The sequence below is a fragment of the Rhodoferax sp. genome (genome assembly GCF_018780565.1).
GTDB lineage: Bacteria > Pseudomonadota > Gammaproteobacteria > Burkholderiales > Burkholderiaceae_C > Rhodoferax.
This window is the reverse complement of sequence record NZ_JADMJN010000002.1, coordinates 528,766-554,240: the sequence shown is the minus strand read 5'-3', so window position 1 is coordinate 554,240 and position 25,475 is coordinate 528,766. Positions and strand designations below refer to the sequence as shown.

At 62.2% G+C, this 25,475-nt stretch carries 21 protein-coding genes, 1 tRNA gene and 1 pseudogene; 10 read left to right on the top strand and 13 right to left on the bottom strand.

Translation table 11 applies throughout. The features are described from left to right. Position 1 precedes the first annotated feature (1 nt). The 7 genes from IV109_RS03105 to IV109_RS03075 all read right to left on the bottom strand — a co-directional run bounded on the left by IV109_RS03105 (position 2) and on the right by IV109_RS03075 (position 6,458). A complete protein-coding gene (locus tag IV109_RS03105) occupies positions 2-217 on the bottom strand; it encodes a DUF4089 domain-containing protein (protein ID WP_296691922.1) in 216 nt (71 codons plus the stop codon). Beyond that, positions 214-1,035: an ABC transporter ATP-binding protein gene (locus IV109_RS03100; RefSeq protein WP_296691919.1), complete on the bottom strand. Its 822-nt coding sequence runs from the start codon at positions 1,033-1,035 to the stop codon at positions 214-216. Before IV109_RS03100 ends, IV109_RS03105 begins: the two co-directional genes overlap by 4 nt. Continuing rightward, positions 1,032-1,874: an ABC transporter permease gene (locus IV109_RS03095; RefSeq protein WP_296691916.1), complete on the bottom strand. Its 843-nt coding sequence runs from the start codon at positions 1,872-1,874 to the stop codon at positions 1,032-1,034. Before IV109_RS03095 ends, IV109_RS03100 begins: the two co-directional genes overlap by 4 nt. 5 nt (positions 1,875-1,879) lie before the next feature. Then, complete coding sequence (locus IV109_RS03090; RefSeq protein ID WP_296691912.1) at positions 1,880-2,911, bottom strand: ABC transporter substrate-binding protein; 1,032 nt, start codon at positions 2,909-2,911, stop codon at positions 1,880-1,882. Between the two features lie 47 nt (positions 2,912-2,958). After that, positions 2,959-4,647 (bottom strand): allophanate hydrolase, encoded by a 1,689-nt coding sequence (gene atzF / locus IV109_RS03085; RefSeq protein WP_296691909.1) that lies wholly within the window; start codon positions 4,645-4,647, stop codon positions 2,959-2,961. Between the two features lie 99 nt (positions 4,648-4,746). Next, positions 4,747-5,640 carry an alpha/beta hydrolase gene (locus tag IV109_RS03080; RefSeq protein ID WP_296691905.1) on the bottom strand — a complete coding sequence of 298 codons (894 nt, stop codon included), beginning with the start codon at positions 5,638-5,640 and terminating at the stop codon, positions 4,747-4,749. 5 nt (positions 5,641-5,645) lie between these two features. Beyond that, on the bottom strand, positions 5,646-6,458 hold the full coding sequence (locus tag IV109_RS03075) for a class I SAM-dependent methyltransferase (protein WP_296691902.1): 813 nt from the start codon (positions 6,456-6,458) through the stop codon (positions 5,646-5,648). A gap of 126 nt (positions 6,459-6,584) precedes the next feature. On the opposite strand from IV109_RS03075, the gene IV109_RS03070 reads away from it, so the two are divergent. Next, complete coding sequence (locus tag IV109_RS03070; RefSeq protein ID WP_296691898.1) at positions 6,585-9,176, top strand: winged helix-turn-helix domain-containing protein; 2,592 nt, start codon at positions 6,585-6,587, stop codon at positions 9,174-9,176. 38 nt (positions 9,177-9,214) lie between these two features. On the opposite strand, the gene IV109_RS03065 is transcribed toward IV109_RS03070, so the two are convergent. The 3 genes from IV109_RS03065 to IV109_RS03055 all read right to left on the bottom strand — a co-directional run bounded on the left by IV109_RS03065 (position 9,215) and on the right by IV109_RS03055 (position 11,589). Continuing rightward, on the bottom strand, positions 9,215-9,718 hold the full coding sequence (locus IV109_RS03065) for a DUF6803 family protein (protein ID WP_296691894.1): 504 nt from the start codon (positions 9,716-9,718) through the stop codon (positions 9,215-9,217). 93 nt (positions 9,719-9,811) lie between these two features. Further along, positions 9,812-11,302, bottom strand: a complete 1,491-nt coding sequence (locus IV109_RS03060) for an RNB domain-containing ribonuclease (RefSeq protein ID WP_296691891.1) — start codon at positions 11,300-11,302, stop codon at positions 9,812-9,814. Continuing rightward, the gene (locus IV109_RS03055; protein ID WP_296691888.1) at positions 11,299-11,589 is read right to left on the bottom strand and encodes a VF530 family protein; all 291 of its coding nucleotides are present in this window, start codon (positions 11,587-11,589) and stop codon (positions 11,299-11,301) included. The genes IV109_RS03060 and IV109_RS03055 overlap by 4 nt, the downstream gene beginning before the upstream one ends. 133 nt (positions 11,590-11,722) lie before the next feature. Between IV109_RS03055 and IV109_RS03050 the strand changes: the two genes are divergently transcribed. Together IV109_RS03050 and IV109_RS03045 are read left to right on the top strand one after the other, a co-directional pair. After that, entirely contained in the window at positions 11,723-13,954 is a 2,232-nt protein-coding gene (locus tag IV109_RS03050; RefSeq protein WP_296691885.1) for a molybdopterin-dependent oxidoreductase, read from the top strand. 82 nt (positions 13,955-14,036) lie between these two features. Next, positions 14,037-14,570, top strand: a complete 534-nt coding sequence (locus IV109_RS03045; protein ID WP_296691882.1) for a hypothetical protein — start codon at positions 14,037-14,039, stop codon at positions 14,568-14,570. 6 nt (positions 14,571-14,576) lie between these two features. On the opposite strand, the gene IV109_RS03040 is transcribed toward IV109_RS03045, so the two are convergent. Beyond that, positions 14,577-15,563: a response regulator gene (locus IV109_RS03040; protein WP_296691879.1), complete on the bottom strand. Its 987-nt coding sequence runs from the start codon at positions 15,561-15,563 to the stop codon at positions 14,577-14,579. Beyond that, a complete protein-coding gene (locus tag IV109_RS03035) occupies positions 15,553-19,020 on the bottom strand; it encodes an ATP-binding protein (protein ID WP_296692505.1) in 3,468 nt (1,155 codons plus the stop codon). Before IV109_RS03035 ends, IV109_RS03040 begins: the two co-directional genes overlap by 11 nt. A gap of 38 nt (positions 19,021-19,058) precedes the next feature. Here IV109_RS03035 and ureA point away from each other — a divergent pair, with 38 nt between their 5' ends. From ureA to IV109_RS03000, 7 genes and pseudogenes are all read left to right on the top strand, one after another. Next, a complete protein-coding gene (gene ureA / locus IV109_RS03030) occupies positions 19,059-19,361 on the top strand; it encodes an urease subunit gamma (RefSeq protein WP_114973678.1) in 303 nt (100 codons plus the stop codon). A gap of 227 nt (positions 19,362-19,588) precedes the next feature. After that, entirely contained in the window at positions 19,589-19,918 is a 330-nt protein-coding gene (locus tag IV109_RS03025) for an urease subunit beta (protein WP_296691873.1), read from the top strand. A 1-nt stretch (position 19,919) separates the two neighbouring features. After that, positions 19,920-21,662, top strand: a complete 1,743-nt coding sequence (gene ureC, locus IV109_RS03020) for an urease subunit alpha (protein WP_296691870.1) — start codon at positions 19,920-19,922, stop codon at positions 21,660-21,662. Further along, positions 21,662-22,165: pseudogene (gene ureE / locus IV109_RS03015) on the top strand (urease accessory protein UreE); the annotation flags it as partial. The gene ureC and the pseudogene ureE, both read left to right, overlap by 1 nt. 92 nt (positions 22,166-22,257) lie before the next feature. After that, entirely contained in the window at positions 22,258-22,917 is a 660-nt protein-coding gene (locus tag IV109_RS03010; RefSeq protein ID WP_296692502.1) for an urease accessory UreF family protein, read from the top strand. Continuing rightward, positions 22,914-23,570 carry an urease accessory protein UreG gene (gene ureG / locus IV109_RS03005; RefSeq protein ID WP_296691867.1) on the top strand — a complete coding sequence of 219 codons (657 nt, stop codon included), beginning with the start codon at positions 22,914-22,916 and terminating at the stop codon, positions 23,568-23,570. Before IV109_RS03010 ends, ureG begins: the two co-directional genes overlap by 4 nt. A gap of 13 nt (positions 23,571-23,583) precedes the next feature. After that, positions 23,584-23,671: transfer RNA gene (locus IV109_RS03000), tRNA-Ser, on the top strand. Positions 23,672-23,727: 56 nt separating this feature from the next. Here IV109_RS03000 and IV109_RS02995 read toward each other — a convergent pair. Beyond that, positions 23,728-25,353 carry an AMP-binding protein gene (locus tag IV109_RS02995; protein ID WP_296691865.1) on the bottom strand — a complete coding sequence of 542 codons (1,626 nt, stop codon included), beginning with the start codon at positions 25,351-25,353 and terminating at the stop codon, positions 23,728-23,730. Positions 25,354-25,475 lie beyond the last annotated feature (122 nt).

Here is a 25,475-nt window from a genome sequence, read left to right as displayed (position 1 = left end):
GCTATAAAGTGTTTATTGACGGAGGCTCAGTGCCCAAAGGCCTGAATATTTCGGCCAGTTCATCATGCGGCTCCATGGCCACACCGTCCAGCAGCTGCGCCAGATGGGCCGTGCGGGCCATGTGTTGCGCCACGCGCAGAGCACGCGCCTCGTCAAGCGCCAGGCCTTGCAAGGCTGCGCTGGCTCGCACATAGGCCAGGATGTCAGCATCGGTCATCGCCGAACCTCTCTCTGGAAGATTTCCAGACTTTGTTTCTTGGTGCGAATGAAACTGGGTTCACTCAGCGTCTCCACCGTGCGGGGTCGCGGGTCGCCGTAGCGCAAAATCTCTGCCACCCGGGTCGGGCGCTTGGTGAGCAGCAGCACTTCGTCGGCCAGGTACACCGCTTCTTCCAGGTCATGCGACACCAGCAGCATGGTGGTGCCGGTTTGCATGAAGACCTCTTGCAGCTTTTCGCGAATGAACAGTGTCATCTCAAAGTCCAGCGCAGAGAACGGCTCGTCCAGAAACAGCACCTCGGGGTTGGGGGCCAGGGCCCGCATGATGGAGGCGGTTTGCTGCTGGCCGCCCGACAGCTCATAGGGATAGCGGTTCAGATCAAACTTCACGTCAAACGAAGCCACCAACTCGGCCATGCGGCGGTCCACCTCGGCCTTGGACTTGCCCTCCAGCTTGAGCGGGTAGGCAATGTTGTCGATGGTGCGCATCCAGGGGAACATGGCCTCTCGGTAGTTCTGGAATACGTAGCCAATCTTGGTGTCCTTGAGCGACTTGCCGTCGAACAGAATCTCGCCGGAGTCGATCGGCACCAGCCCGGCAATCATGTTGATCAAGGTGGACTTGCCGCAGCCGTTGGGCCCAAACACCGACACAATCTTGTGCTTCGGGATGTCCAGGTCAAAGTTCTCATACAGCGGCCAACCGGCAAAGTATTTGGTCAGCCCGCGGATGGTGATGTGGGTGCCAGCCGGTCCCGGCTTGAATATCGGTGCGGGGACATCGGCGTACACCGGCCCATTGCGTACTTCAGTCATCTTCCACTCCAGTGAACAATGCGGCGCTCGGCCATGAGAAAAAGAACATTCAGCGTGTAGCCCATGGCACCCGCGGCCAGGATGGAGGCGTACATGTCTCGCACATTCATCACCTGCTGCGAATTGATGATGCGGTTGCCCAGGCCACTGTCCGAGCCAATGAACATCTCCGCCACGATCACGATCACTAGCGCCATCGAGACTGCGGAGCGCAGCCCGACAAAGCTGGGCTGCAAGCTCTCCCAGATGAGCACGTCCTTGAAGGTCTGCCACCTCGAGGCCCCCATCACCTTGGCCGCCATCACGCGTTGCTTGCGGGCGTTGATCACGCCGTAGGCGCTGTTGAACACCACAATCAGCAGCGCACCAAAAGCGGCGATCGCCACCTTGTTGATATCCGAAACGCCGAAGATCATGAGAAAAAGCGGAATCAGCGCTGACGACGGTGTCGAGCGAAAGAAGTCCACCAGGAACTCGACCGAGCGATACGCTTTCTCATTGCTACCCAACACCACACCGAGCGGCACGCCCACAACGGCGGCAATCATGAAGGCCTGGAAGGTTCGCCACAGCGTCACGACAAAATCCTTCAGAAGAGGCCCGCCTGCCAGTCCATTGATCAGGGAAGTGACCGTGTCCGCGGGCGGCGGCAGCAGAATTGGCTTGATGAAGCCAAAGCGCACCACCACGTCCCAGACAATGAACAGCAGAACCGGGCCGATAAAGGGAAGCGCCCGGTCCCAGGACGGCTTGCGCGGTACGCTGGCCTGCGGCGCAGCTTGGGGTGGCGCCCAGGGCGTGCCCGCAACCGGCGCTTCAGTGGTGGTGGATGCAGCCATGATGCTTATCCCTTGTAGAGCATGGAGTCGACCTTCAGGCGCGACGAGAAAACGCCTTTTTCCGAGAACAGGTCAAAGAATTTCTGGAAGTGCCCGATGTCAGCCGGTGTGAACTCGTTGTACATGGTGTAGGCCGCCAGCGGCACCTCACTGGTCAGTGCGCCTTCAATGGCGGTGTAGCCCTTGAGGAACTGACGCGCCTCGGCCGGCTTGCTGCGCACATAAGCCACACCTTTGCCGTAGGCTGTGATGTATTTCTTGGCGGCCTCTGGATTGGCCTTGATGAAGCTGGCCGTGAGTGAGGCGGAGCCACCAAACCAGGGAGCCATCGGGTCGCCCAGTACATACTTGGAGATCACGCCGGCTTCCAGCACGCGGGTGGTGCCGTTCAAGCGGCCAATGGTGCCGGTGGGCTCCAGGGTGTAGCAGCCGTCCAGCTGACCCGCCGCCAATGCGGCAACGTGTTGACCGATGGGCAGCTCAACCACGGTGGCCCCGGTCGCGCCGGCGCGCTCCAGGACGGTTTTGGCCAGGGTCACGTTTTGGATACCGGGGCCGGAGCCCACACGCTTGCCCTTGAGATCGGCAATGGTTTTGGCCGTGCTGCCAATCGGCACGATGATTTCATCCAGAACATTCTTCACATTGCTCGGGTTGGAGCAAAAGATTTTGAAAGAACCGGGCGCGGCGATTTCACCCACCGCAATGTTGGCCGAGCCCGTGCCATTGGCACTGCCGTCGACCCGGTCGGCCAGCATGCCTTCCATGATCTGCTGGGCGCCAGCGAAGCGCACCACTTCGACGTTCAGCCCGGCCTCTTTGAAGTAGCCCAGTTCCACAGCGGCGTAAAACGGCAGTCCGGCAGCGATGGGCCAGTACCCCACGCGAATTTTGGGGCCACTTTGAGCGCGTACCAGGGCAGGCATTGCCAGGGCGCCCAGTGCCAGACCAGCGCGCTGCAATACCTGCCGGCGGGAGGTGCCGTCGGTGTTTGCAGAGGTGGCGCTGATGGGCGTGGCGTTGTTCGAGTCAGTCATGGTATTTTCCTTTCGGGTTGAGTAGGTAATTTTTCGGGCGTTTCATTTCATTTGGATAGCGAGCCGATGTAGGCACGCCAGCCACCATGTGGCGTCACGTCTTGCGCACTGTCCAGGGCATGGCCTTCGCAGATGAAGCCGGTCACCCAGCTACCGTCGGCCAACTCCACATTGCCCAACCCCAATGGCGCAGGGATGAGCGCAAGAAAGCTTCCAACATGCTCCTGCGGCATCTCCCACACCTCCAGTGCGATGGCGGCACCTGCGTCGGCCACTCTGCGCAGGCCAGGCTTGGGGGGGACTGTTCCCGGCAATGCATACAAGCGATAGCGCGTGGCGGTGGTGGTGGACTTGAGCAAGCGGGCGCCGCGCTCGATCAGCTGGCCGTTCAGCGGCATGCCTGAGAGATGTGCACCGACCACTGCCAAGCGCATGCGAGAGCTTTCCTTAGCAATGCCGGGCAAGGGCTGCGGCGCTGGCATGGGTGTGCCCAAGGCGCCTTGCGTCAGTCCGCAGGCATGGTGATAGCGCTGCCCGATTTCGGCCAACTGCCAATCACTTGCGCAAGGACCAATGAAGGTAATGCCAAATGGCAAACCGTCGGCACGGATCGAGCTGGGCACCGAAATGGCGGCATAGTCCAGCAGGTTGACAAAATTGGTGTACGCGCCCAGGTTGCGATTGAGCAAAACAGGGTCCGCCTGCATCTGCGCAATGGTGTAGTGCGTGGGTGCTGTTGGCACCAGCAGGAAGTCAATGCCCTCCCACATGGCAGCAACCTGCTGATTGAGCGCCGCCAGCCGGGTCTGCGCCTCGTACAGATCGGCAGCACTGTAGTCCCGGCCTTTGGCAATGATGCTTCGCACGGGCTCCATCACCTGGTCTTCATGCGCGTCAAAAAAGGCACGAATGGCGGCATAGCGTTCTGCCACCAATGCACTCTCATACAAGAGCGAAGCAGCCTGGGCCAGCGGCGTGTAATCAATGGTCACAGGCGTTCCGCCCATCTCCTTGAGCCGTGCAAGCGCCTGGGCAAACGCGGCTTCGGATGCAGCATCGCCAAAGAACTCCAGGATGGACGGCACACCAAAGCGAAAGCGTCCCGACCAAGGCGTGCTCAAAAGCTTGAGCTTGCGTGAGTAAGGGTCCAGCGGGTCATGCCCCATGGCGGCCTGCAGCACTCTGGCGGCAACATCCACCGTGCGCGCAAAGATCGAGATGCAATCCACGCTTTGCGCCGCCGGCAACACGCCACGCGTGCTGATCAAGCCTTTGCTGGGCTTGAAGCCCACGATGTTGTTCAAGCCGGCCGGCACGCGTCCCGAGCCGGCGGTATCGGTGCCCAGAGAAAAATCCGCCTGCCCCGTCGCCACCACGTAGGCCGAGCCCGAGCTGGAACCGCCAGACACATAGTCCGCATGGAAGGCATTGGGCACAGCGCCATAGGGAGAGCGTGTGCCATTGAGCCCGCAGGCGAACTGATCCAGGTTGGTCTTGCCTAACAGAGACGCACCAGCCTGGAGCAGCTTTTGCACCACGCTGGCATGCGCCTCGGGCATGTGGCCAAAAGCCGGGCAGGCAGCCGTGGTCGGCAGGCCCCTGGCGTCCATATTGTCCTTGACCGCGAAGCGCATGCCCGCAAGAGGGCCAGCGGCATTGAGGACCAGTGGCTCGGAAAACTGCGATATCCAGGCTTGTGGCGCCAGGCCGGCAGCGGGGAATTGTGTATGCACCATTTCAAAGCATCCAATCTTGTATACAAGATCTAACGCAAAGAATGTGCCAACTGTTTTACAACCCGGCGGGGCTTTCGCCCGCCCGCCCCCCCCCGTTACTCAGTGGCGTGAATTTTGAGCAGCGCCGGCAGATCCGGTGCCGGGGCCCGGGCTCTTGTCGGCATTGACTCGGCGGAAGAAGTCGTCAATCGCCGAATTGACGACTTCCGGGTGTGTGATGGGCCCCATATGGCCCAAGCCATCGAGCGTCAGCGTTTCTACATTCGGCAAGGTCTGCCCCAGCAGCCCGCTCACGGCTCTGGCAGATGGCCTTGTCTCGCGACCCAGCATGAGCAAAACAGGCATCGTCAGGCGACGGAAGGCAGCTAGCCGTGTTGTCTCTCCGAAGAGCGCCTGCCCCCAACCCTGCACATTGATCACGGCCGATGCGATGGCTCCGCGCTGGGCCTCAGGCTTCGCCTGCCACGCGCCGGCACCCATCCAATAGTCGATGAACAACTCCGCCGCCCTGTTCAGGTCGCCCGCGGCCACGGCGGCGCTGGCCGTCTCCACGGTTCGGCGGATACCGTCGGCATCATTGGGTGGCGGTGATGCGGCATCCACCAGGGAAAACAGCGTTGGTTCGTAAAGCACCAGCGCGCTCACACGATCGGGAAACTGCAGTGCCGCCATCAGTGCCACCGCCGCACCGTAAGAGTGCCCCACCAGCGCAAACCGATTGCCAGCGCGCGCGAACGCCGGCTCGAGCAACACAAGCTCGTCGCGCAAGGAGAGCGGGTGGCTTGTGGGCCATGACGGCCCCTTGCCTGCGCCATGAGTATCCGGGGCCAGCACACGGTGACGCGATGCCAGGCGGTCCGTCAGCCCGCGCCATTGGGCCGAGCTACTCCCATTGCAGTGAATGCACACGACGCCGGGGCCATCACCGGCTTCCCGAAAAAACAGGCTAGGCGTCGGCAGGGCCGGGCGAATGGATGCGTTGGCGGTCGACATGATCATCAGCTCCGGGTAACCACGACTTCCAGGTACTCACTGGGAACAACCAGAGAGCCACCCGACGCCCGATTCATGCTGTTCAACAAGTCCGTCAGGTCACGCTCAAGATCCTGTGCGCCCGCTGCCGGCAGCGCGGCAAAGGCCTTGTGGATAGGCCCGTACCAGGTGCGAAACACGTCGATGAAGTGCGCGGCCGAACGGTAACGAAAATTGAAGATGCTAGGCCTGACTGAGATAGCTCCTGCGGCGTTGCCAAACAAGGTGTGCAGGTTGGCCTCCACGCCCCAGCGGGAGGGCGGCTGCACGCCGGCGGGTGGCGGCAGATGCCGTCCCAGGGTTTTGAACACCTGGCCGATGAATCCCTCGGGTGTCCAGTTCGCCAGGCCGATGCGGCCACCCGGTCGGCATACGCGGGCAAGCTCGGCGGCGGCCTTGGCCTGGTCGGGCGAGAACATCACGCCGAATGTCGAAAGGACGACATCGAAGCTCGCGTCGGCGTAAGGCAACGCCTCGGCGTCGGCGACCTCAAACGTCGCATGCAGTCGTTCGCTGCGGGCACGCTCGGCGCCGCGCTCCAGCAGCGCGGACACATAGTCGGTAGAGGTCACGCGACAGCCACGCCTCGCTGCAGCCAGCGTGGCATTGCCGTTGCCGGCGGCAACATCGAGCACCAGCTCGTCGGTCTTGAGATCGCAGGCTTCGGCCAGCTGTTCGCCGACGATCTGCAGTGTCGTGCCGATGACGGCGTAGTCGCCGCTGGCCCAGGCCGCTTGCTGGCGGGTTTTCAGGGCGTTCAGGTCGGTTGGGGCATTCATGGGAGGTCTCCTCTTTCTGCTTGGTTGGGGTGCATTCAGTGTCTGTCAGGCTGCACGTTGACGCCATAACGCGGTTGTGAATCGTTGTGAATCCGGGGCCCGATACCCCATAATCGATCTTCGTCAATGAACACTTCGACAAACCCCTGCTACCGCTTCGAACGCTACGAACTGCGTCCGGCACAGCGGCTGTTGCTCGCTGACGGCGAGCCGGTCGCGCTGGGTGGGCGGGCGTTCGACCTCTTGTGGGTGCTGATCGAGCACCGTGACCGGCTCCTGTCGCACGACGAGTTGCTCGCGCGTGTCTGGCCGGGTCTTGTTGTTGACGAGAACAACCTGCGCCAGCACGTTTCCAGCCTGCGCAAGCTTCTGGGCAACGCGCTGGTACTGACAGTGCCGGGGCGCGGCTACCGCTTCGGTGCGGAGTTGTACAAGGTCGACGGCGCGCCACTCGGCCGAGCGACTGAACTGCCAGCTCAGCGTGCACCAGGAGGGGCTGACCAGCGCCCGGCGAACAAGCCTTTGCTGATCGGGCGCGAAGCCGATCTGGATGCGGTTCTGCGGCTGCTGGTCGATACACACCTGCTGTCGCTCGTCGGCGCAGGAGGGGTGGGCAAGACCCGCATGGCCCTGGAGGTGGCGGATCGCGTGGAAGCCGATTTTCCCGACGGCGTCTGCTTCGTGGAGCTGGCACCGATAGCCGATCCGTCACTGTTGATCCGTACGGTGGCCAGCGCGCTGAACGTACACGAGGAGCCCTCGCGCCCTCTCCTGGACACCTTGCTGGACTACTTGCGCCACCGAAGCCTGCTCCTGATCCTGGATAACTGCGAACACCTGATCGAGTGCTGCTCGGCTTTCGCCGAGCAGGTGCTTCGCGCCAGCGCCAGCACACGCACCCTGACCACCAGCCGCGAGGCACTGAAGGTTGCGGGTGAGGTGGCGTGGCGACTGCCCTCCCTGCGCACGGCCCCACCCGATACCACCGCCTCGGTCCATGACTTGCTCGACTACCCCGCCATCCGGCTGTTTGTGGCGCGCGCGCAGGCGGTCCTGCCCACGTTCCAGGTGACGACCAAGAGCATGGCCGCAGTGGCGATGATCTGTCACCGGCTGGACGGAATTCCGTTGGCCCTGGAACTTGCGGCGGCGCGAGTCAGCTCCATGACGGTTGAACAGGTGGCCGAACGCCTGCACGACCGGTTCACGCTGCTGACACACCGCCGGCGCACGGCACTGCAGCGCCACCAGACACTGCGTTCGCTGATCGACTGGAGCCACGAGCTGCTAAGTGAGCCGGAGCGCGTGCTGCTGCGACGTTTGTCACAATTTGCGGGCGGCTGGACGATCGGGGCAGCCGAGGTGGTGTGCAGCGCCAGCCCGATCGCGCGCGAGGACGTGGTAGACCTGCTGACGCTTCTGGTCGAAAAATCACTCGTCGTGCTGGACGGGCATGCCGCCCAACCGCGCTACCGGTTGCTCGAAACAATCCGCCAGTACGGATTGGAAAAGCTGCTGATGGCCGACGAGCTGGAGACTGTGCGACGCCGCCACCTGGACCACTTCGTCGAACTCGCGGAAGTCATACGGCCCATGCTCACACGGCCCGAGCAGTTGGAGTGGCATGCGCGCGCCGAATCCGAGCTGGACAACTTCCGACTGGCACTGCAATGGTCCCTGACGACCGGCGAGCCCGAGCTGGGATTGCGCCTGTTCAGTTCGCTGACACGCTTTTGGTACAAGAACATGCACTGGAAGGAAATGACCGGCTGGCAGGAGCGCCTGGCCGCCGCCGCCCTGCGCGACGGGCGCACTCCGTCCCTCCACTGTGCGCGCTCGTTCTATGGTGCGGCCATGCTCGCCACCAATTTCGACACTTCACTGGGTCGTCGGCTGTGTGAGGCCTGCGTTGAAGCATCGCGCCCTCTCGCCTTCGACGAGGGGCTGGCCTGGGGACTTATGTGGATGGGCTACATCGACACGCGGCAGCGCAACCCGGCGACCCGCCTGCTGTTTGAGGAAAGCATGCAACACGGCCGCCGTATCCAGGACCCATGGCGTCAGGCCTTCCTGCTGGCGCAGGCGCTGATCTGCTTTGCCGGCTACGAGGCGATCATGGGACGGGACGCTTCGGCCGAGGCCATGGTGGCAGAGTGTGAAACAGAGATGGCGAAAATTGGCGGTGATCGGCTCTACGTCGGGCACGGCCGCGCGTTGCTGGGCACCATCGCCATCCGGCTTGGTCATTTCGAACGGGCCCGTGAACTGCTCATTGACAGTCTGGCGCACTACCGTGCCGTGGAGTCGATGTTCGACATCGCCGGCAGTCTGGCGCAACAAGGTTTCCTGGCACTGCGCCAGGGCGACCCGGCGGGTGCACTGGAACTGTTCCGGCAAAGCCTGCCACTGCATCGCAACTACCCGACGTCACCGGGTGTTACGCGGGGTCTCGCGCAGTTGTTGATCGCATTCGCGGCCTGCAGCCATTGGCGCAGTGCGGCACGCTTGGCCGGCGTCCTGGGCCGGGTGGGCAGTCTCGATACCGAAATTCGCACCGCACCGATCGAACTCTCCGGCCGGGTTCAAAAAGCCTACGAGGACGCGGTCGACGCAGCCCGTGCTGCACTGGACAAACCCCAGTTTGAGCAGGAAGTCATGGCCGGAAGAGCCATGAGCCGGGAAGGCGCCATAGATTTTGCACTGCTCAGCACCGACTAGTCCGTACCGCGCCTGGCCAACTCTGAAGCTCTTGACGGCTAGTGATGCACCGGCATCGCGTTCGCTGCACCGGGCACATAGCCGAATAGCGCCGGGTCCAGCATCCCGGCGATCATGGCAATATGACCAAATACCAGGAACAAGGCTACGCACACCGCATGAACCTTGATCTTCTGGTTCTGGCTTGCGCCGCGGTTGATCAACCCCAACTCCTGCAAGGCGATGCAGATCAAAGGCAAACCTCCGATCAGGTAGCAACCAACCGCAACCACATCAATGATGGAACGCCATTCGCCCGCTTTTGTGATGGGCACTACGGCATTGATTGTCAGATACGCAATGACCCCACAGAAATACAGTCCCACGGCAATGCCAACAAAGCGATTCACGGCGTGAATTGCGCCAGACCAGTTCCGGGTAAATAGCAGGTACAACTCCGTGATGGCCAAAGTCTCTGCAAGCACCACGGGAATGGCCATGTAAATCAATAAATTCCAGGGCTGATTGACCGCCAGCAACTCCATATAGTGAGTCATGTTCATAGCTCTCTCCTCAAAGTGAAAACACTGACCCGACGGGCCAGATGCTATTCCCAAAGTCCAGCCGAACTTTGATGCAAAACAAACAGCGGGTGATTAGGCCGCCTTGCTGGCGAAATGCGCAACCATGCCAAAGTCGATAAACCCACGCTCCACGTTCGTGGCAAGAAGCTTGACGCGCACTTTTTCTCCGACCTTGAGGTCGGAACCGCCACCCACCAGTTTGCCCTCGGCTGGCGGCGAGAACACCCTGACCCAAACGCCATCGGCGGCGCTGCCCGTCACGATGGCGTCAAAGCTGCGGCCAATCTGCGACTCAAGCAACAGTGCGGCCTCCGACTTGCGCAGCCGCCGCTCCACTTTTTGTGCGGCATCTTCCTGCTGCGTGCAGTGCAGCGCCAGCTCGGCCAGCTCGGCGTTCGAGTAAGGCGGCGGCTGGTCGGCCAGCGCCGCCTTCAACAAGCGCGAGGTGATCAGATCGGGAAAGCGCCGGTTGGGTGCGGTGGAATGGGTGTAGTCACGCACCGCCAGGCCAAAATGGCCGATCGGCATGCCCCCCTGTGTTTCCACCACATACTCGCCGCGCCCCATGAGCTTGACGATGACCAGCGACAGATCAGGAAAACGCACCGGGTCCGCCTGGTGCTGCCTGGCTAAAAAAGCTTCGAGGGCTTTGGAATCAGGCTCCTCGGGCAGCGTTTCACCGTACTCCTTGGCAACGCCCACAATCCGCAGCCAGCGTTCGGGTGAACGTACCACGCGCCGCAGCGAAGCACCGCCGTGGGAGGCCAGGTAGCGTGCCGTGCAACCGTTGGTGGCGATCATCACCTCCTCGATCAACTGGCGCGCACGGTTTTGCACTTGCTGACGAATGTCGACCACCTTCTCACCCTCAAATACGGCCCGGGGCTGAAAAGTTTCCAGTTCCAGCGAGCCTTCCTGACGGCGGCGCGCACGCAGTTGCTGGGCCACGGCGTCCTGGGTGCGCAATTGCGCATCCATGCCTGCCACGGATGCCGCAACGGGTGGCAATGGACCTGCGCCATCGATCCAGGCGCTGACAGCGTCGTAGGCCAGCTTGGCCTTGTTGCGCACCTTGGCGCGGTAGACCGTGGAGCCTGCCAGCGACGCGTCTGCGTTGAACACCATCTCGGTCACCAGCGCCAACCGGTCTTCATTGGCGTTAAGCGAACTCAGATCGGTGGATAAACGCTCGGGCAGCATCGGGAAGATGCGCGCAGAGGTGTAGACCGACGTGGTGTTGATGAGGGCGTGCTCGTCAATGGCGGTGCCCTTCTTCACCAGCGCATCCACATCGGCAATGGCCACCCACAACCTAACCGCGCCCAGGGGCAGTGGCTCGCACACCGTCAGCTGGTCCAGATCCAGCGAATCATCGTTGTCAATGGAGCACCAGAGCAGATGGGTGAGATCCTGTATCTCGGCGCCGGCTTCCACCTGGGGGCCAGTGATCGTGGCCAATTGTTGCTCGACACGCTCGGAAAACTCGGGTTCGAGCCCGCGCTCGACCATGGCCCGGCTGGCGATGCGAACGAGGTCGGCGCGGTGATGAGCTTGGGGCTTCATGGGCCTTTGCGACGGGCGTCGCGCAACATGAAAAGATACAGGCCTTCCACCTTCTCGCGGGCCCAGGGCGTTTTGCGCAGGAACTTCAGGCTGGAGGCGATGCTGGGGTCGCTGGTAAAGCAGCGTACCGGTATGCGTTCACCCAAGCCGGCCCAGCCGTAGTGCGCGACCAAGGCCGTCACGATGGCTTCCAGCGTCAGGCCGTGCAAGGGGTTGCGGGCTTGGCTGGCTGGCGGGCTGGATGGCGGATTGGGCGGCTGATCAGGGTTTGAAGGGGGGGCTTGCATGTTGTGATTTTGACACTACACGCAACCGGCACAATGGTGCAGCACATGGCGGCCTTGTCGCGTGCGTGCTCGACAATCGATGCTCACCCAGGCATAAATCGGCAAAGTCTTCCATCCATTCTGCGAGAACGCCATGCTTGAAACAACCCATCACCGTATTTGCCCCTTGTGCGAAGCCTGCTGCGGACTGGAAATCAAAGTCCGTGACCAACAGGTGATCAGTATCCGGGGCCACGCGCAGGATGTGTTCAGCGAGGGTTATATCTGCCCCAAGGGCGTGGCGCTGAAAGACCTGCACGAGGATCCCGACCGGCTGCGCACGCCGCTCATCAAGCGCGATGGCGTGTTTGTACAAGCCAGCTGGGATGAGGCCTTTGCAGAGATTGAGCGCCGCCTGCCGCCACTGATCGCGGCCCATGGACGTGATGCCACGGCCGTGGCGGTCGGCAATCCATCAGCCCACAAGATCGGACTGCTGACCTATTTTGGCAAACTGGCGCGTGCCCTGGGCACGCGCAATGTATTTTCTGCCTCGACCCTGGACCAGATGCCCAAGCAGCTCGCCAGCGGCCTGATGTTCGGCCACTGGCTGTCGGTGGCGGTGCCCGATATTGCGCGCACTGACCTGCTGCTGGTGCTGGGGGCCAACCCCCTGGCCAGCAACGGCAGCATGTGGACCGTGCCGGATTTCAAGGGCAAGGCCAAGGCCATGCAGGGGCGCGGCGGCAAGCTGGTGGTGATTGACCCACGCCGTACCGAAACCGCTGCCATGGCCGATGCGCACCATTTCATCCGCCCGGGCGCAGACGTGTTTTTGCTGGCCGCCATGGTGCACACGCTGTTCACAGAGAAGCTGGTGCGCCTGGGCACCGTGGCCGACTGGGTACAGGGCGTGGAGGCCGTGGAGCAGTCGGTGGCCCCATTCACACCCGAGGTGGTGGCCGAGCGCTGCGGCATGACAGCCGACACCATCCGCCAACTGGCGCGCGACCTCGCCACCACCGAGCGCGCCGCGGTGTACGCACGCATAGGCACTTGCACCCAGGAATACGGCACGCTGGCCAGCTGGCTCGTGGATGTGCTCAACGTACTCACCGGCCATCTGGATGCGCCGGGCGGCGCCATGTTCCCCAAGTCTGCGGCCTTTGGCGCCAACACCAGCGGCAAGCCAGGCACCGGCAAAGGCGTCGTCACCGGGCGCCACACGGCACGGGTCAGTGGCGCACCCGAGGTCTATGGCGAATTGCCCATCACCTGCCTGGCCGAAGAAATCGAGACCCCCGGCACCGGCCAGGTCCGTGCCCTGTTCACGGTCGCCACCAACCCGGTGCTCTCCTCACCCAATGGTCCGCGCCTGGCGGCGGCCCTGGACAAACTCGATTTCATGGTCAGCATGGACATCTACCTGAACGAGACCACGCGCCATGCGGACGTGATCCTGCCCGGCGTGTCACCCCTGGAAGACTTTCATTACGACGTGGCCTTTCCACAGCTCTCGTGGCGCAACCACGCACGCTACAGCCCGCCCATCCTGCCGCGCGAAGCAGACCAGCCCGAAGAATGGCAAACCATGCTCAAGCTGGCAGCCATTGTGCGCGGTCAAGGAGCAGGCGTGGACGCCAACGCCCTGGACGATGCCCAGTTTGCCGAGGATGCACAGCGCATGTTTGGCAATCAGGCCGAGGCCATCATCCAGGCCACCCGTGGCCTGCGCGGCCCGCACCGCACGCTTGAAGTGGCCCTGCGCACCGGCCCCTATGGCGACGGCTTTGGCACACGGCCTGAAGGCTTGACGCTGGCCAAGGTGATGGCCTCCAACGCCACTGGCGGCATTGACCTGGGCGAACTCAAAGCCCGCGTCCCTGAAATGCTGCGCACCCCCAGCGGCAAGATCGAATTGGCACCACCAAGCCTGCTGGCAGACATGCAGCGCCCCGCCGCCGATCTGGCGCGCCCGGCGCCCGGGCTGATGATCATCGGGCGCCGCGATGTGCGCACCAACAACAGCTGGATGCACAACCTGCCCGTGCTGGCAAAAGGACCGTTTCGCTGCACCGCGCTGATTCACCCCATCGACGCCAAGCGCCTGAACCTGCAGGATGGCGCCATGGCCCACATTGCCAACGGCCCACGCAGCCTGCAAGCCCAGGTGCAGATCAGCGACGAAATGATGCCCGGCGTGGTGAGCTTGCCGCACGGCTGGGGGCACAACCTGCCCGGCACACAGCTGCAGTTGGCCGCCCAGCGCCCGGGTGCCAACCTCAACGCCTTGCTGGACGATCAATTGCGCGACCCCCTGTCAGGCAATGCGGTACTGGGCGGCGTGGCCATTACCATGCACGCGCTGGAGGCTGTGCCTGCTTGACGGCTGTTTGACAAAAAGCGCCATCCCGATATCCTAGGAAGCTTCTGAGCCACCTCGTGGCAACTTATGGGGATGGCGCGGCATGTTCGAGTTTTTGGGTTTCGGCAAGTCCAGGAAAACCACACGGGAAGGTCCGAGCACCTTGCCACCCGACAGCGTCGCCGAAAGTGACGCCCAGCAAATGACCACCCGGCGCGAACTGGTTCGAACCGTGCTGCGCGACACGCTTCAAAAAAACGGGATCCCCGTCACGTGGATCGCCTTGAAAACCGTCACACCAGCAGCCGATGGCGAGAAGGACTCGCACCTCGTCCAGTTGACCATCAGGGAGGGCAATGAGAACCTGATGCGCTATGCCCCCGCTCTGCAACAACTTCTGGGCCAGGGTCTGGCCCGATTCGACGCGGGTACCCATCGCGCCAGGTATGTGTTTTACTGGAGCTACGCGCCGGAAGGCAGCTATCCGGCCATGGCCATGCCCGAGCCGGAATTCTGGACAGCCAAAGCCACGGGCCCAACCGCCGGGTCACCCGCCAGAAAGTTTGACCTGCCCACCTCAGACTACGACCATCGCAGCAGCGGCTTTGCCCCGACCCAGCCAGGTGAGATGAGCTGACCGACGTCAGCCCTCGAACTGCGGATGCAGCTGCCGGATGCGGCTCATGGCCATGCCCGCAGCGGCCGTTCGCGTCTCTACCCCGAGTTTGGCGAACACGCGCTCCAGATGCTTTTTCACGGTCATGGGGCTTGAGCCCAGAATATCGCCGATGTCGCGGTTGATCTTGCCCTTGACCACCCAGTACAAAACCTCGGCCTCACGCGGGGTGAGCTTGAAGCTCAAGGCGATGGCCTCAATGACGCTCTCGTCCGACTCCTCGCGCATGATGATGAGCCAGTCACCGCCACCCTCACTGTCGCCAATTTGCTGGTGCAGCCGAAACGTCAATCGCTTGGAGCCCTGCTCGATGCTCAGGCGCGGAGGCTCGGCCAGCGCGGCGGCCTCCACCACATGGCGGCGCAGCCACTTGAGCACCAGCTCGGGCATGTGCGGGGCCTCGGTCCCGTAGTAGCGCAACAGGAGTTCACGCGCCAGCGGGGTTTGCCACATCAGGCGGCCATCGCTCACCCGCACGGTGATGCTGGCATAGCCAAAGGCATCCAGCGCGTTGCGGGCCTGGCGCTTTTCACGAGCACCCTGCAGGTGCACACTGATACGCGCCAGGACTTCCTTGGGTTTGATGGGCTTGGTCACGTAGTCCACACCGCCGGATTCCAGCGCTGCCACCAGGTACTCAGTCTCGGTCAGGCCGGTCATGAAGATGATGGGAATGTGCGCCGTGGCGGGCGAGGCCTTGAGGCGCCGGGCGACTTCAAAGCCATCCATGCCGGGCATCATGGCGTCCAGCAACACAATGTCCGGCAAGGCCTGTGCAGCGCGCTGCAGCGCCGCCTCGCCATGGGTGGCCACCAGCACCGTATAGCCCGACTCGTCCAGCGCGTCATGCAGCACCGACAGGTTGTCGGGCACGTCATCCACAATCAGCACGACGTCGCTGTTGGCGCGGTCCAAGGTCTGGTCCAGTTGCGGATTCGACGACTCAGTTTTCATTGGACTTCTCGCTCAATTGCTGGCCCATGGCTTCAAATTGAAACTGACGCGCCAGGCCGCGCATCTGCGCCACAAAGGCTGCGCTTGTCGGCTGCGCCGCTTCAATTTCGTCCAGCTTGTTCATGATGCCCCGGTAATAGCCCAGACTCACCAGCTCGCGCAAGCCATCCAGGTGGGACTTGGCTGGCAGCACCAGATCCATCACCGGCGCATCGACAGCTGCCGCGGGGCGGGCGGTTTCCGTCCAGACAAGCGACAGTCGCAGCGTCAGCCAATCCAGAAGTTCGGAGTGGCGTACCGGCTTCAAGATGAAGTCCTCACCCGGAATGCCCACATCATTCTCCAGGCCCTTGTCAAATGCATTGGCCGATACGATGGCCACCGCCTGCGCTCGAGCGGGCGCCAGCACGCGCAAACGGCGGATCGTCTCCCAGCCATCAATGCCGGGCATGGCCAGGTCCATGAAGATGACGTCGGGCTGGTAGCCGCTGGCGATCAAGTCCAGGCAATCATGGCCGCTGGCCGCGGTTCGCAGCTCAAAGCCAAGCGGCTGCAACAGGTTCACCAGCAGCTCACGGTCGGCCTCCTCGTTGTCCACCACCAGCACGCGCCGGCGCACGCCGGCATAGCCGTGGCGGGACGGGCGTGCAGAAGCCGGCGAGCGCCCCGACAAGGGACCGGACGCCACATGCACCTCGGGCAAAAACAGCTTCACCTTGAACACCGAGCCCACGCCCGGTGTGCCGGTCACGCTCAGTTGCCCACCCATCAGGTCGGTGAGCATTTTGGCAATGGTCAATCCCAGACCCGAGCCCGGCGCCGTGGTACCTGGCGTGTTGGCCCGCGTAAAGGGCTCAAAAATTCGCTCGTGCTCCTGGGTGGAAAGACCCGGCCCGGTGTCTTCAATCTCGATGGCGGCCATCTCGCGCGCGTAACGAATGCGAAACGTCACCTGCCCCTGCGTCGTGAACTTGATGGCGTTGCCCAGCAGGTTGATCAGGATCTGACGCACCCGCTTTTCGTCGGCGCGCACCACGGCCGGCAGGGAACCTTCCTCGGCATAGTGAAAGACCAGGCCCTTGGCATGGGCTTCAAGCTCAAACATGCTGGCGATCTCCTGCACAAATTCGGCGAAGGGCATCGGGCGCACATTGAGGGTGAGCTTGCCGCTCTCGATGTGGGCGATATCCAGCGTGCCTTCGATCAGCGAGAGCAAATGCTCCCCCCCGCGCTTGATGACGCTGACCGCCTGCTTGCGATGCGCCGGAATGGAGGCGTCTTCCCCCATCAACTGCGCATAACCCAGGATGCTGTTGAGTGGCGTGCGCAATTCGTGGCTGATGGCACTGATGTAGCGGCTCTTGGCCTGGTTGGCGTGGTCGGCGGCTTTTCTGGCCTGCTCTGCCACCAGCTTGGCGGACTGCAAGGCCTGGTCGGTCTGGCGGTGCGACTCGATCTCATGCATCAGCAAATTGGTTTGGCGGTTTGATTCCTCCTGGGCCACCTGGCGGCTCTTGTGCGCCAGAACCACCCACCATGCCACGAGCCCGGCAATCACCAGCAAAGCCATGTAGGCCTTGAGAAAGCCCGAACGCAGCGCGGACTGGGGGGCCTGCAACATTTCAAAATCTGCAACCGTGCGCACCAGCGCGTTGAGCTCCTGGTGATACAGCAGACCGAACACACTGGCGAGCAGCGGCCCAATCACCAGCATCAGCAGCAGGAAATAACCCAACCCGGTATCCAGATACGGCCAGCAGGGTCTGGGCAGCAGCCAGCGCAAAGTGGACGTCCACTGCGAGGCCAGGTTGGCGTGTGGCTTGCAAAGATCGCCACAGCGGGCATCCAGCGTACAGCACAGCGAGCAGATGGGGCCCTGGTAAGCCGGGCAGTGCGCCATGTCAGGCCCTTCGTACTCACGCTCGCAAATCACACAGTACTTGACCTTCACTTCGCTGGTTCGTGCGATGTAGTACTTGCCTTTGGTGGCCCAAGCAATCAACGGCGAGGTGACGAAGGCCGTACCCAGTGCAATCAGCGCCGAAAAAGCCTGCGCCGTGGCACCAAACAGTCCCAGATGCGCTGTGACCGACAGCACGGATGCGAGCGCCATGGCCCCCACACCCACAGGATTGATGTCGTACAAATGGGCACGCTTGAACTCGATGCCCGGCGGCGACAGACCCAGCGGCTTGTTGATGACCAGGTCTGCCACCACCGCCATCATCCAGGCAATGGCAATGTTGGAATACAAACCCAGCACATCCCCCAGCGCCTGGAACACATTCATCTCCATCAACATGAAAGCAATCAGGGTGTTGAACACCACCCACACCACCCGGCCCGGATGGCTGTGCGTGAGCCGCGAGAAAAAGTTGGACCAGGCCAGCGACCCGGCATAGGCATTGGTCACGTTGATCTTGACCTGGGAGATCACCACGAACAGCGCAGTGGCGGCCACGGCCCAGCCATATTTGGGAAACACATACTCATAGGCCGCCAGGTACATCTGATTCGGGTCCACCGCCCGATCCGTGGGCACGGCGTGACTGATGGCCAGGAACGCCAGCAAAGCGCCGCCGAGCATCTTGAGCACGCCCAGCACGACCCAGCCCGGCCCCCCCACCAGCACCCCCAACCACCAGCGCGCCTTGTTGGAGGCCGTCTTGACGGGCATGAAGCGCAGGAAATCAGCCTGCTCGCCCATTTGCGTCATCAGGGCAATGCCGACGGTCAGCGCTGCACCAAACAAGGGCAAACTGAAGCCCGGATCAACACCTCTTTCCCCTTTGTAGTGCACAACGCCCGAGAACGCACCGGGATCGAGCACAAAGACATACACATAGGGCACCACCAGCATGAGCAGCCAAAGCGGCTGGGTCCACACTTGCAGGCGACTGATGGTCGACACGCCAAAGGTCACCAGGGGAATCACCACCAGGGCACACAGCAGGTAGCCCCAGCTTGGGGGAATGCCCAGGGCAAGCTCCAGCGCATAGGCCATGACAGCGGCCTCCAGCGCAAAGAAGATGAATGTGAACGAGGCGTAGATGAGCGAGGTAAGCGTGGAGCCGATGTAGCCAAAACCCGCGCCACGAGTGAGCAAATCCATATCCACCCCGTAGCGGGCCGCGTAGATGCTAATGGGCAGGCCGGCCAGAAAAATAATCAGCCCGGTGGCCAGGATGGCCCAAAACGCGTTGGTAAAGCCGTACTGCACCAGCAGCGTGGCACCCACGGCTTCCAGAATCAGGAAGGACGCCGCGCCGAATGCGGTGTTGGCCACCCGCCACTCAGACCATTTGCGAAAACGCTGCGGAGCGAAACGCAGTGCGTAATCTTCCATGGTTTCACTCGCCACCCAGGCGTTGTAATCACGCCGGACCAGCGTGATGCGCTGGACCGCTTCGGGTGGGGACGGTGGTTTGGCATCTGAAGTCACACCTTTATGGTGCAGGTTTCATGCCACGGCACGGGATTTGCATGGATGAGCGTATGGAACTCACACCCCGCGAAAAAGACAAGCTGCTGATTTTCACCGCCGGCTTGCTGGCCGAGCGTCGCAAAGCGCGCGGCCTCAAGCTCAACTATCCGGAAGCACTGGCACTGATCAGTGCCGCCGTGATGGAAGGCGCGCGTGACGGCAAGACCGTGGCCCAGCTCATGAGCGAGGGCCGCACCATCCTGACCCGCGCCGACGTGATGGACGGCATTGCCGAGATGATTCCCGACATCCAGGTAGAAGCCACCTTTCCCGATGGCACCAAGCTGGTGACGGTGCACCAGCCGATCGTCTGAAATCCCCCTTCATCCACCCCTCACCATCCACATCATGAAAATCAAAAATGCTCTTAAAATGATAGCTACTGTCGCAGTAACGACGGGGGCCAGTACCGCATTTTCCCATGACGGGCATGGGATGACAGACACCCATTGGCACGCCACGGACGTATGGGGCTTTGTGACGGTGGGCGGCATGATTGCGCTGGCCATCTGGCTGTCGCACAACGGCAAGTGAGACGGTCATGACCCCCGGCGAAATCATCACCGATGAGGGCGAACACGCCCTCAATCCCGGGCGACGCACCCTGACGCTGGTGGTCAAAAACACCGCAGACCGCCCGATCCAGGTGGGCTCCCACTATCACTTTGCCGAGACCAACGGCGCTCTCGGCTTTGACCGGGCCATGGCCCTGGGCATGCGCCTGAACATTGCATCAGGTTCGGCCGTGCGGTTCGAGCCGGGACAGCAACGCACGGTGGAACTCGTGGACTATTCAGGCGACCGCGCCGTCTACGGATTTCGCGGCCTCACCAACGGACATATTGACGCAAGCGTCAAGGGAGCGCTTTGACATGGCAACGATTGGACGACGCGCCTACGCCGAGATTTTTGGCCCCACCACGGGCGACCGCGTACGACTCGCTGATACCGACCTGCTGATCGAGGTGGAGCAAGACTTCACCCTGGCTGCTGGCGGGTACGGCGAAGAAGTCAAATTCGGTGGCGGGAAGACCATTCGCGACGGCATGGCGCAATCCCAGCGCACCCGCGATGGCTCGGGCACCGGCCCGCAGGCCGCAGGCGCAGTGGACTGCGTGATGACCAACGCGCTGATTCTGGACCACTGGGGCATCGTTAAGGCGGACATTGGCCTCAAGGGCGGACGTATCGTGGCCATCGGCAAGGCCGGCAACCCCGACACCCAACCCGGCGTGGACATCGTCATCGGCCCCGGCACCGAAGTCATCAGCTGCGAAGGCAACATTGTCACAGCGGGGGGCATCGACTCGCACATCCATTTCATCTGCCCGCAGCAAATCGAAGAGGCTCTGGCCAGCGGTGTCACCACCATGCTGGGCGGCGGCACCGGCCCGGCCACCGGCACCTTTGCCACCACCTGCACGCCCGGACCCTGGAACATCGAGCGCATGCTGCAGGCCGCCGACGCCTTCCCCATGAACCTGGGGTTTCTCGGCAAAGGCAATGCCAGCCTGCCCGGCGCATTGCACGAGCAGGTCAATGCGGGCGTGATCGGCCTCAAGCTTCACGAAGACTGGGGCACCACGCCAGCAGCCATCAGTAACTGTCTGGACGTGGCGGAAGTGGCTGACGTGCAGGTCGCCATCCACTCTGACACGCTCAACGAGTCAGGCTTTGTGGAAAACACGATTGCGGCCACCAAGGGCCGCACACTGTGTGCCTTCCACACCGAAGGCGCGGGCGGTGGTCACGCGCCTGATATTTTGCGGGTGGTGGGGCATGACAACTTCCTGCCCAGTTCCACCAACCCCACCATGCCCTACACGGTGAATACGCTTGACGAGCACGTGGACATGCTCATGGTGTGCCATCACCTGGACCCGGCCATTGCCGAAGACCTGGCGTTTGCCGAAAGCCGCATCCGCAAGGAAACCATTGCCGCCGAAGACGTGCTTCACGACATGGGCGCCATCAGCATGATGAGCAGCGACAGCCAGGCCATGGGGCGCGTTGGCGAGGTGATCCTTCGCACCTGGCAGACGGCTCACAAGATGAAAGCGCAGCGTGGCAAGCTTTCCGAAGACAACGCCCGCAACGACAACTTCCGCGTCAAGCGTTATGTGGCCAAGTACACCATCAACCCGGCCCTTGCCCACGGCATCAGCCATGAGGTCGGCAGCATTGAGGTCGGCAAGTGGGCTGATCTCGTGGTCTGGAAGCCGGCTTTCTTTGGTGTCAAACCGGCTCTGATTCTGAAAGGTGGCTTCATCGCCATGGCCGCCATGGGCGACCCTAACGCCTCCATCCCCACGCCGCAACCGGTGCATTACCGCCCCATGTTTGGCGCCTACGGTGGCGCACTGGCGCGGGGCTCGCTGACCTTTGTATCGCAGGCGGGGCTGAACGCCGGCATCAAAGAGCGCTTTGGTTTGGCCAAACCACTGAGTGCGGTCAAGAACATCCGGGGCGTGCGCAAGCAGCACATGGTGCACAACAGCTACCTGCCTAAAATGGAAATCGACGCCCAGACTTACACCGTGCGTGCCGACGGCCAGTTGCTGACCTGCGAGCCCGCTGTCAGTCTGCCCCTGACACAACGTTACTTTTTGTTCTGATGCTCCAAATCTCCAAACTCATGTCGCAAGGCGCCGGACTGGCCCCGGTGCTGGTCAAACGCGCATCCAGCATCGAACTGGACTGGGACGTGCGCCAGAAAAGCCGCTTTGACGCCACCGACTCGATGGGGCGTACCCTGGGCATCTTCCTGCCGCGTGGTACCGTGGTGCGTGGTGGCGATGTGCTGGTTGCCGAAGACGGCTCACTGATCAAGGTGCTGGCTGCTGCACAGCCGGTGCTGGTGATCACGGCCTGCACCGAACACGGCAGTTCATTCGACCTGATCCGCGCCGCCTACCACCTGGGCAACCGGCATGTGCCTATCGAACTCAAACCCGATCATCTGAAAATCGAGCCCGACCATGTGCTGGCCGATATGCTGCGCGCCATGCACTTGACCGTGCGTGAAGCCACTGAGGCGTTTGAGCCGGAGGGTGGCGCTTACGCGTCCTCTGGCCACAGTCACGACCACGCCCACGCCCACGGTCACGGTCACTCCCACTGATGCATCACCCCGGCGCCATGCAACGCAATCTGCGCAGCGGTATTCGCCGACGTCGCACTGAGCCCGAGGTACGCAGCGGCACCAGCCTGATGCAGCTCATGTGGCTGGCCTCACCAGCCCTTCCCATTGGCGGATTTTCTTACTCGGAATGCCTTGAATCCTCCGTGGATAAAGGACATGTAGCTACAGAATCAGAAGCATCTGACTGGCTGCTGGATCAGTTGCACCTGAGTTTGGCGCGCAGCGATCTGGCGGTTCTGGCCAAGGCCGTGCCGGCCTGGCAGCGGGGTGACCATGACCGTATTCAGGAACTCAACGCCTGGGTGCTGCAAACCCGCGAAAGCAGCGAATTGCGGGCACAGGCCGAACAAATGGGTCGCTCCCTGCTGGAGTGGCTGCGCAACCACACCACCGCCAGGCCAGAGCAAATCCAAGTGCTAGCGGTCCTGCAGCCCACCTACCCCGTGGCTTTTGCCCTGGCGGCCAGCGCCTGCCAGGCTACCCTGCACGATTGTTTGCTGACCTACGCTTTCGGCTGGGCTGAAAACATGGTGCAGGCGGCCATCAAGTCAGTGCCACTGGGGCAGAGCGCCGGGCAACGCATCCTGTCGGCCCTGACCGCTGAAATTCCTGCTGCTGTGGCGCACGCCCTGGCCATGAGGGAGAGCGAGCGCCAGGCCTTTTCCCCCATGCTGGCCATCCTGAGTGCCCAGCATGAAGTTCAATACTCACGACTGTTCCGATCATGACCCTGCACCACATTGCCAGCCGCACCAAAAAACTACCTCCCCTGCGCGTGGGCATCGGCGGTCCCGTGGGCTCTGGCAAAACCACGCTGCTGGAAATGCTGTGCAAAGCCATGCGCGAAAAGTATGACCTGGTGGCCATCACCAACGACATCTACACCAAGGAAGACCAACGCCTGCTGACGGTGAGCGGCGCACTGCCCGCCGACCGCATCATGGGCGTGGAAACCGGCGGCTGCCCGCACACCGCCATCCGCGAAGACTGCTCCATCAATCTGGAAGCCATTGACCGTATGCTGGTTGAGCACCCGAACGCCGATATCGTGTTTGTAGAGAGCGGCGGCGACAACCTGGCGGCCACGTTCAGCCCCGAACTCAGCGACCTGACGATTTACGTGATTGACGTTGCTGCCGGCGAAAAAATTCCCCGCAAAGGCGGCCCCGGCATCACCAAGAGCGACCTGTTTGTCATCAACAAAACTGACCTTGCCCCCTACGTGGGTGCCGACCTGGCGGTCATGGCGGCAGACACCACCCGCATGCGCACCGGCCCCAAGGGCCTGAAACCCTTTGTCATGACCAATCTGAAGACCCAGACCGGGCTGGCCGAGGTGATTGCCTTCATCGAAACCCGGGGCATGCTGCAAGCCGGTTAGAATATTGGGCTTGGGAAGCGTGGCAGAGTGGTCGATTGCACCGGTCTTGAAAACCGGCGACGGGAAACCGTCCGTGAGTTCGAATCTCACCGCTTCCGCCAAAACGACAATGAAAAACGGGCCTTCACGGCCCGTTTTTCATTGATCCACCCACAACTCAGCCACCAGGTCCGGCGGCCAGCTCGGCCGAAAGACGTTGGCGCAGTTCCAGCTTGATGACTTTGCCATTGGCATTGCGCGGCAGGGGTTCGGTACTCAGCGTGTAGCTCTCGGGCACTTTGTAGTCAGACAGGCGTGTGGCGCAGAAATGGCGCAGCACCTCGGCATCCAGCGTGCGGCCCTCACGCGCGGCCACGAAGACATGCACCCGTTCACCCAGCACCGGGCAACTCTTGGCCACCACGGCGGCCTCCAGCACATCGGGATGCTGGCACAGCACGTTCTCGACTTCAACACTGAATATCTTGTAGCCACCGCGATTCAACATGTCCTTGCGCCGGTCCATCACGTACACAAAACCTTCGGGGTCTACGCGGCCGACATCACCACTGCGCCAGTAGCCACCGATGAAATTGTCAGCTGTCGCCTGCGGGTTGTTCCAGTAGCCACTGACCACCATGGGGCCCTTGATCCACAACTCGCCCACCTCGCCACGCGGTAGCTCCCGGCCCGCCTCGTCCATCACCGCCACCTCGGCGCAGATCAGCGGCAGACCAACGCTGTCCAGATGGGTCCGAGTCAGGTCGGGCGGCATGGCGGTGGCTGGCGAAGCGGTTTCGGTCGCTCCGTAGCAGTTGGACAGACGCAAGGCCGGCAACTGCTGCACCAGCCGGTCAATGGTGGCCGGCGGCATAGGTGCACCACCGAAACCACCCACACGCCAAGCTGACAGATCGTGTTTCGCAAAATCAGTCTGCAACAGGCACAGGTTGTACATCGCCGGCACCATGATGGTGAAGCTCATGCGTTCGCGTGCAACCAGTGGTAAAAACTCGGCCGCCTTGAAGGACGGGACAATCAACAGCGTACCACCCAGGCCCAGGGTCACCATCATCAGTCCGACCAGCCCGGTAACGTGGCTCAATGGCACTGCCACAGCGCCACGCTCTTCGGCACTCAGCGACAAGCCCTGTGCAAAGTGCAACACCGAGTGCACCACATTGAGATGCGTCAGCATCGCACCTTTGGGAAAGCCTGTGGTGCCAGATGTGTACATGATGATGGCAACATCATCCTCGTGCACCGCAACGCATTCAGGCAGCGGCTCGCTGGCCAGCAATTGTTCAAATCCGTTGGCATGACCCGGCGCAGCACCAACCAGAAGAATGTCTCTGATGGCCGGCACATCCTTCTGTGCTGGCCACAGCGGCTGCAGCACCGCATCGGACACCAGCACCGATGCTCCGCAGTGCTGCAGGATGTAGGTCAGGCCCGGGGTCTGATCGCGAATGCTCAAGGGGACAACAATACCCCCCACCGCCTGGATTGCAAAGGTCGCAATCACGAACTCGATCCCGTTGCCTAGCAGCAGCGCTACACGCTCGCCGGGTTGCACACCCAGCGCCATCAGCCCGCCAGCGGCGCGCATGACCTGCTCCTGCATCGCCGCCCAGGACAGGCGCCGCTCACCACAGACCAGCGCCTCGGCGGCGGGCCGCCGGCTTGCCGCCGCCGTTAACATCTGATTGATATTGGCGGGCCGGTCAACGAAACAGCGCAGGACACGATTCTGGAAATGGGTTTCCAGCCGGATGGCCGGTGCCTGCTGCGTTTGAATGGTCATGCGATCCCTTGTAGTCAATGTCATTGTGCGTAAGAACATCCGTGGACCAGCGCGCAAGCAAGTCAACAGGCGCATTATTCATGAAAGTCAATGTTCAGCATGACCAAAGGCCATCCGAAGGC

Bases quoted from the DNA above. Each gene is read 5' to 3' on its own strand.
- IV109_RS03105 (WP_296691922.1), bottom strand. From the start codon at position 217: ATGACCGATGCTGACATCCTGGCCTATGTGCGAGCCAGCGCAGCCTTG.
- IV109_RS03100 (WP_296691919.1), bottom strand. From the start codon at position 1,035: ATGACTGAAGTACGCAATGGGCCGGTGTACGCCGATGTCCCCGCACCG.
- IV109_RS03095 (WP_296691916.1), bottom strand. From the start codon at position 1,874: ATGGCTGCATCCACCACCACTGAAGCGCCGGTTGCGGGCACGCCCTGG.
- IV109_RS03090 (WP_296691912.1), bottom strand. From the start codon at position 2,911: ATGACTGACTCGAACAACGCCACGCCCATCAGCGCCACCTCTGCAAAC.
- atzF (WP_296691909.1), bottom strand. From the start codon at position 4,647: ATGGTGCATACACAATTCCCCGCTGCCGGCCTGGCGCCACAAGCCTGG.
- IV109_RS03080 (WP_296691905.1), bottom strand. From the start codon at position 5,640: ATGTCGACCGCCAACGCATCCATTCGCCCGGCCCTGCCGACGCCTAGC.
- IV109_RS03075 (WP_296691902.1), bottom strand. From the start codon at position 6,458: ATGAATGCCCCAACCGACCTGAACGCCCTGAAAACCCGCCAGCAAGCG.
- IV109_RS03070 (WP_296691898.1), top strand. From the start codon at position 6,585: ATGAACACTTCGACAAACCCCTGCTACCGCTTCGAACGCTACGAACTG.
- IV109_RS03065 (WP_296691894.1), bottom strand. From the start codon at position 9,718: ATGAACATGACTCACTATATGGAGTTGCTGGCGGTCAATCAGCCCTGG.
- IV109_RS03060 (WP_296691891.1), bottom strand. From the start codon at position 11,302: ATGAAGCCCCAAGCTCATCACCGCGCCGACCTCGTTCGCATCGCCAGC.
- IV109_RS03055 (WP_296691888.1), bottom strand. From the start codon at position 11,589: ATGCAAGCCCCCCCTTCAAACCCTGATCAGCCGCCCAATCCGCCATCC.
- IV109_RS03050 (WP_296691885.1), top strand. From the start codon at position 11,723: ATGCTTGAAACAACCCATCACCGTATTTGCCCCTTGTGCGAAGCCTGC.
- IV109_RS03045 (WP_296691882.1), top strand. From the start codon at position 14,037: ATGTTCGAGTTTTTGGGTTTCGGCAAGTCCAGGAAAACCACACGGGAA.
- IV109_RS03040 (WP_296691879.1), bottom strand. From the start codon at position 15,563: ATGAAAACTGAGTCGTCGAATCCGCAACTGGACCAGACCTTGGACCGC.
- ureA (WP_114973678.1), top strand. From the start codon at position 19,059: ATGGAACTCACACCCCGCGAAAAAGACAAGCTGCTGATTTTCACCGCC.
- IV109_RS03025 (WP_296691873.1), top strand. From the start codon at position 19,589: ATGACCCCCGGCGAAATCATCACCGATGAGGGCGAACACGCCCTCAAT.
- ureC (WP_296691870.1), top strand. From the start codon at position 19,920: ATGGCAACGATTGGACGACGCGCCTACGCCGAGATTTTTGGCCCCACC.
- IV109_RS03010 (WP_296692502.1), top strand. From the start codon at position 22,258: ATGCAGCTCATGTGGCTGGCCTCACCAGCCCTTCCCATTGGCGGATTT.
- ureG (WP_296691867.1), top strand. From the start codon at position 22,914: ATGACCCTGCACCACATTGCCAGCCGCACCAAAAAACTACCTCCCCTG.
- IV109_RS02995 (WP_296691865.1), bottom strand. From the start codon at position 25,353: ATGACCATTCAAACGCAGCAGGCACCGGCCATCCGGCTGGAAACCCAT.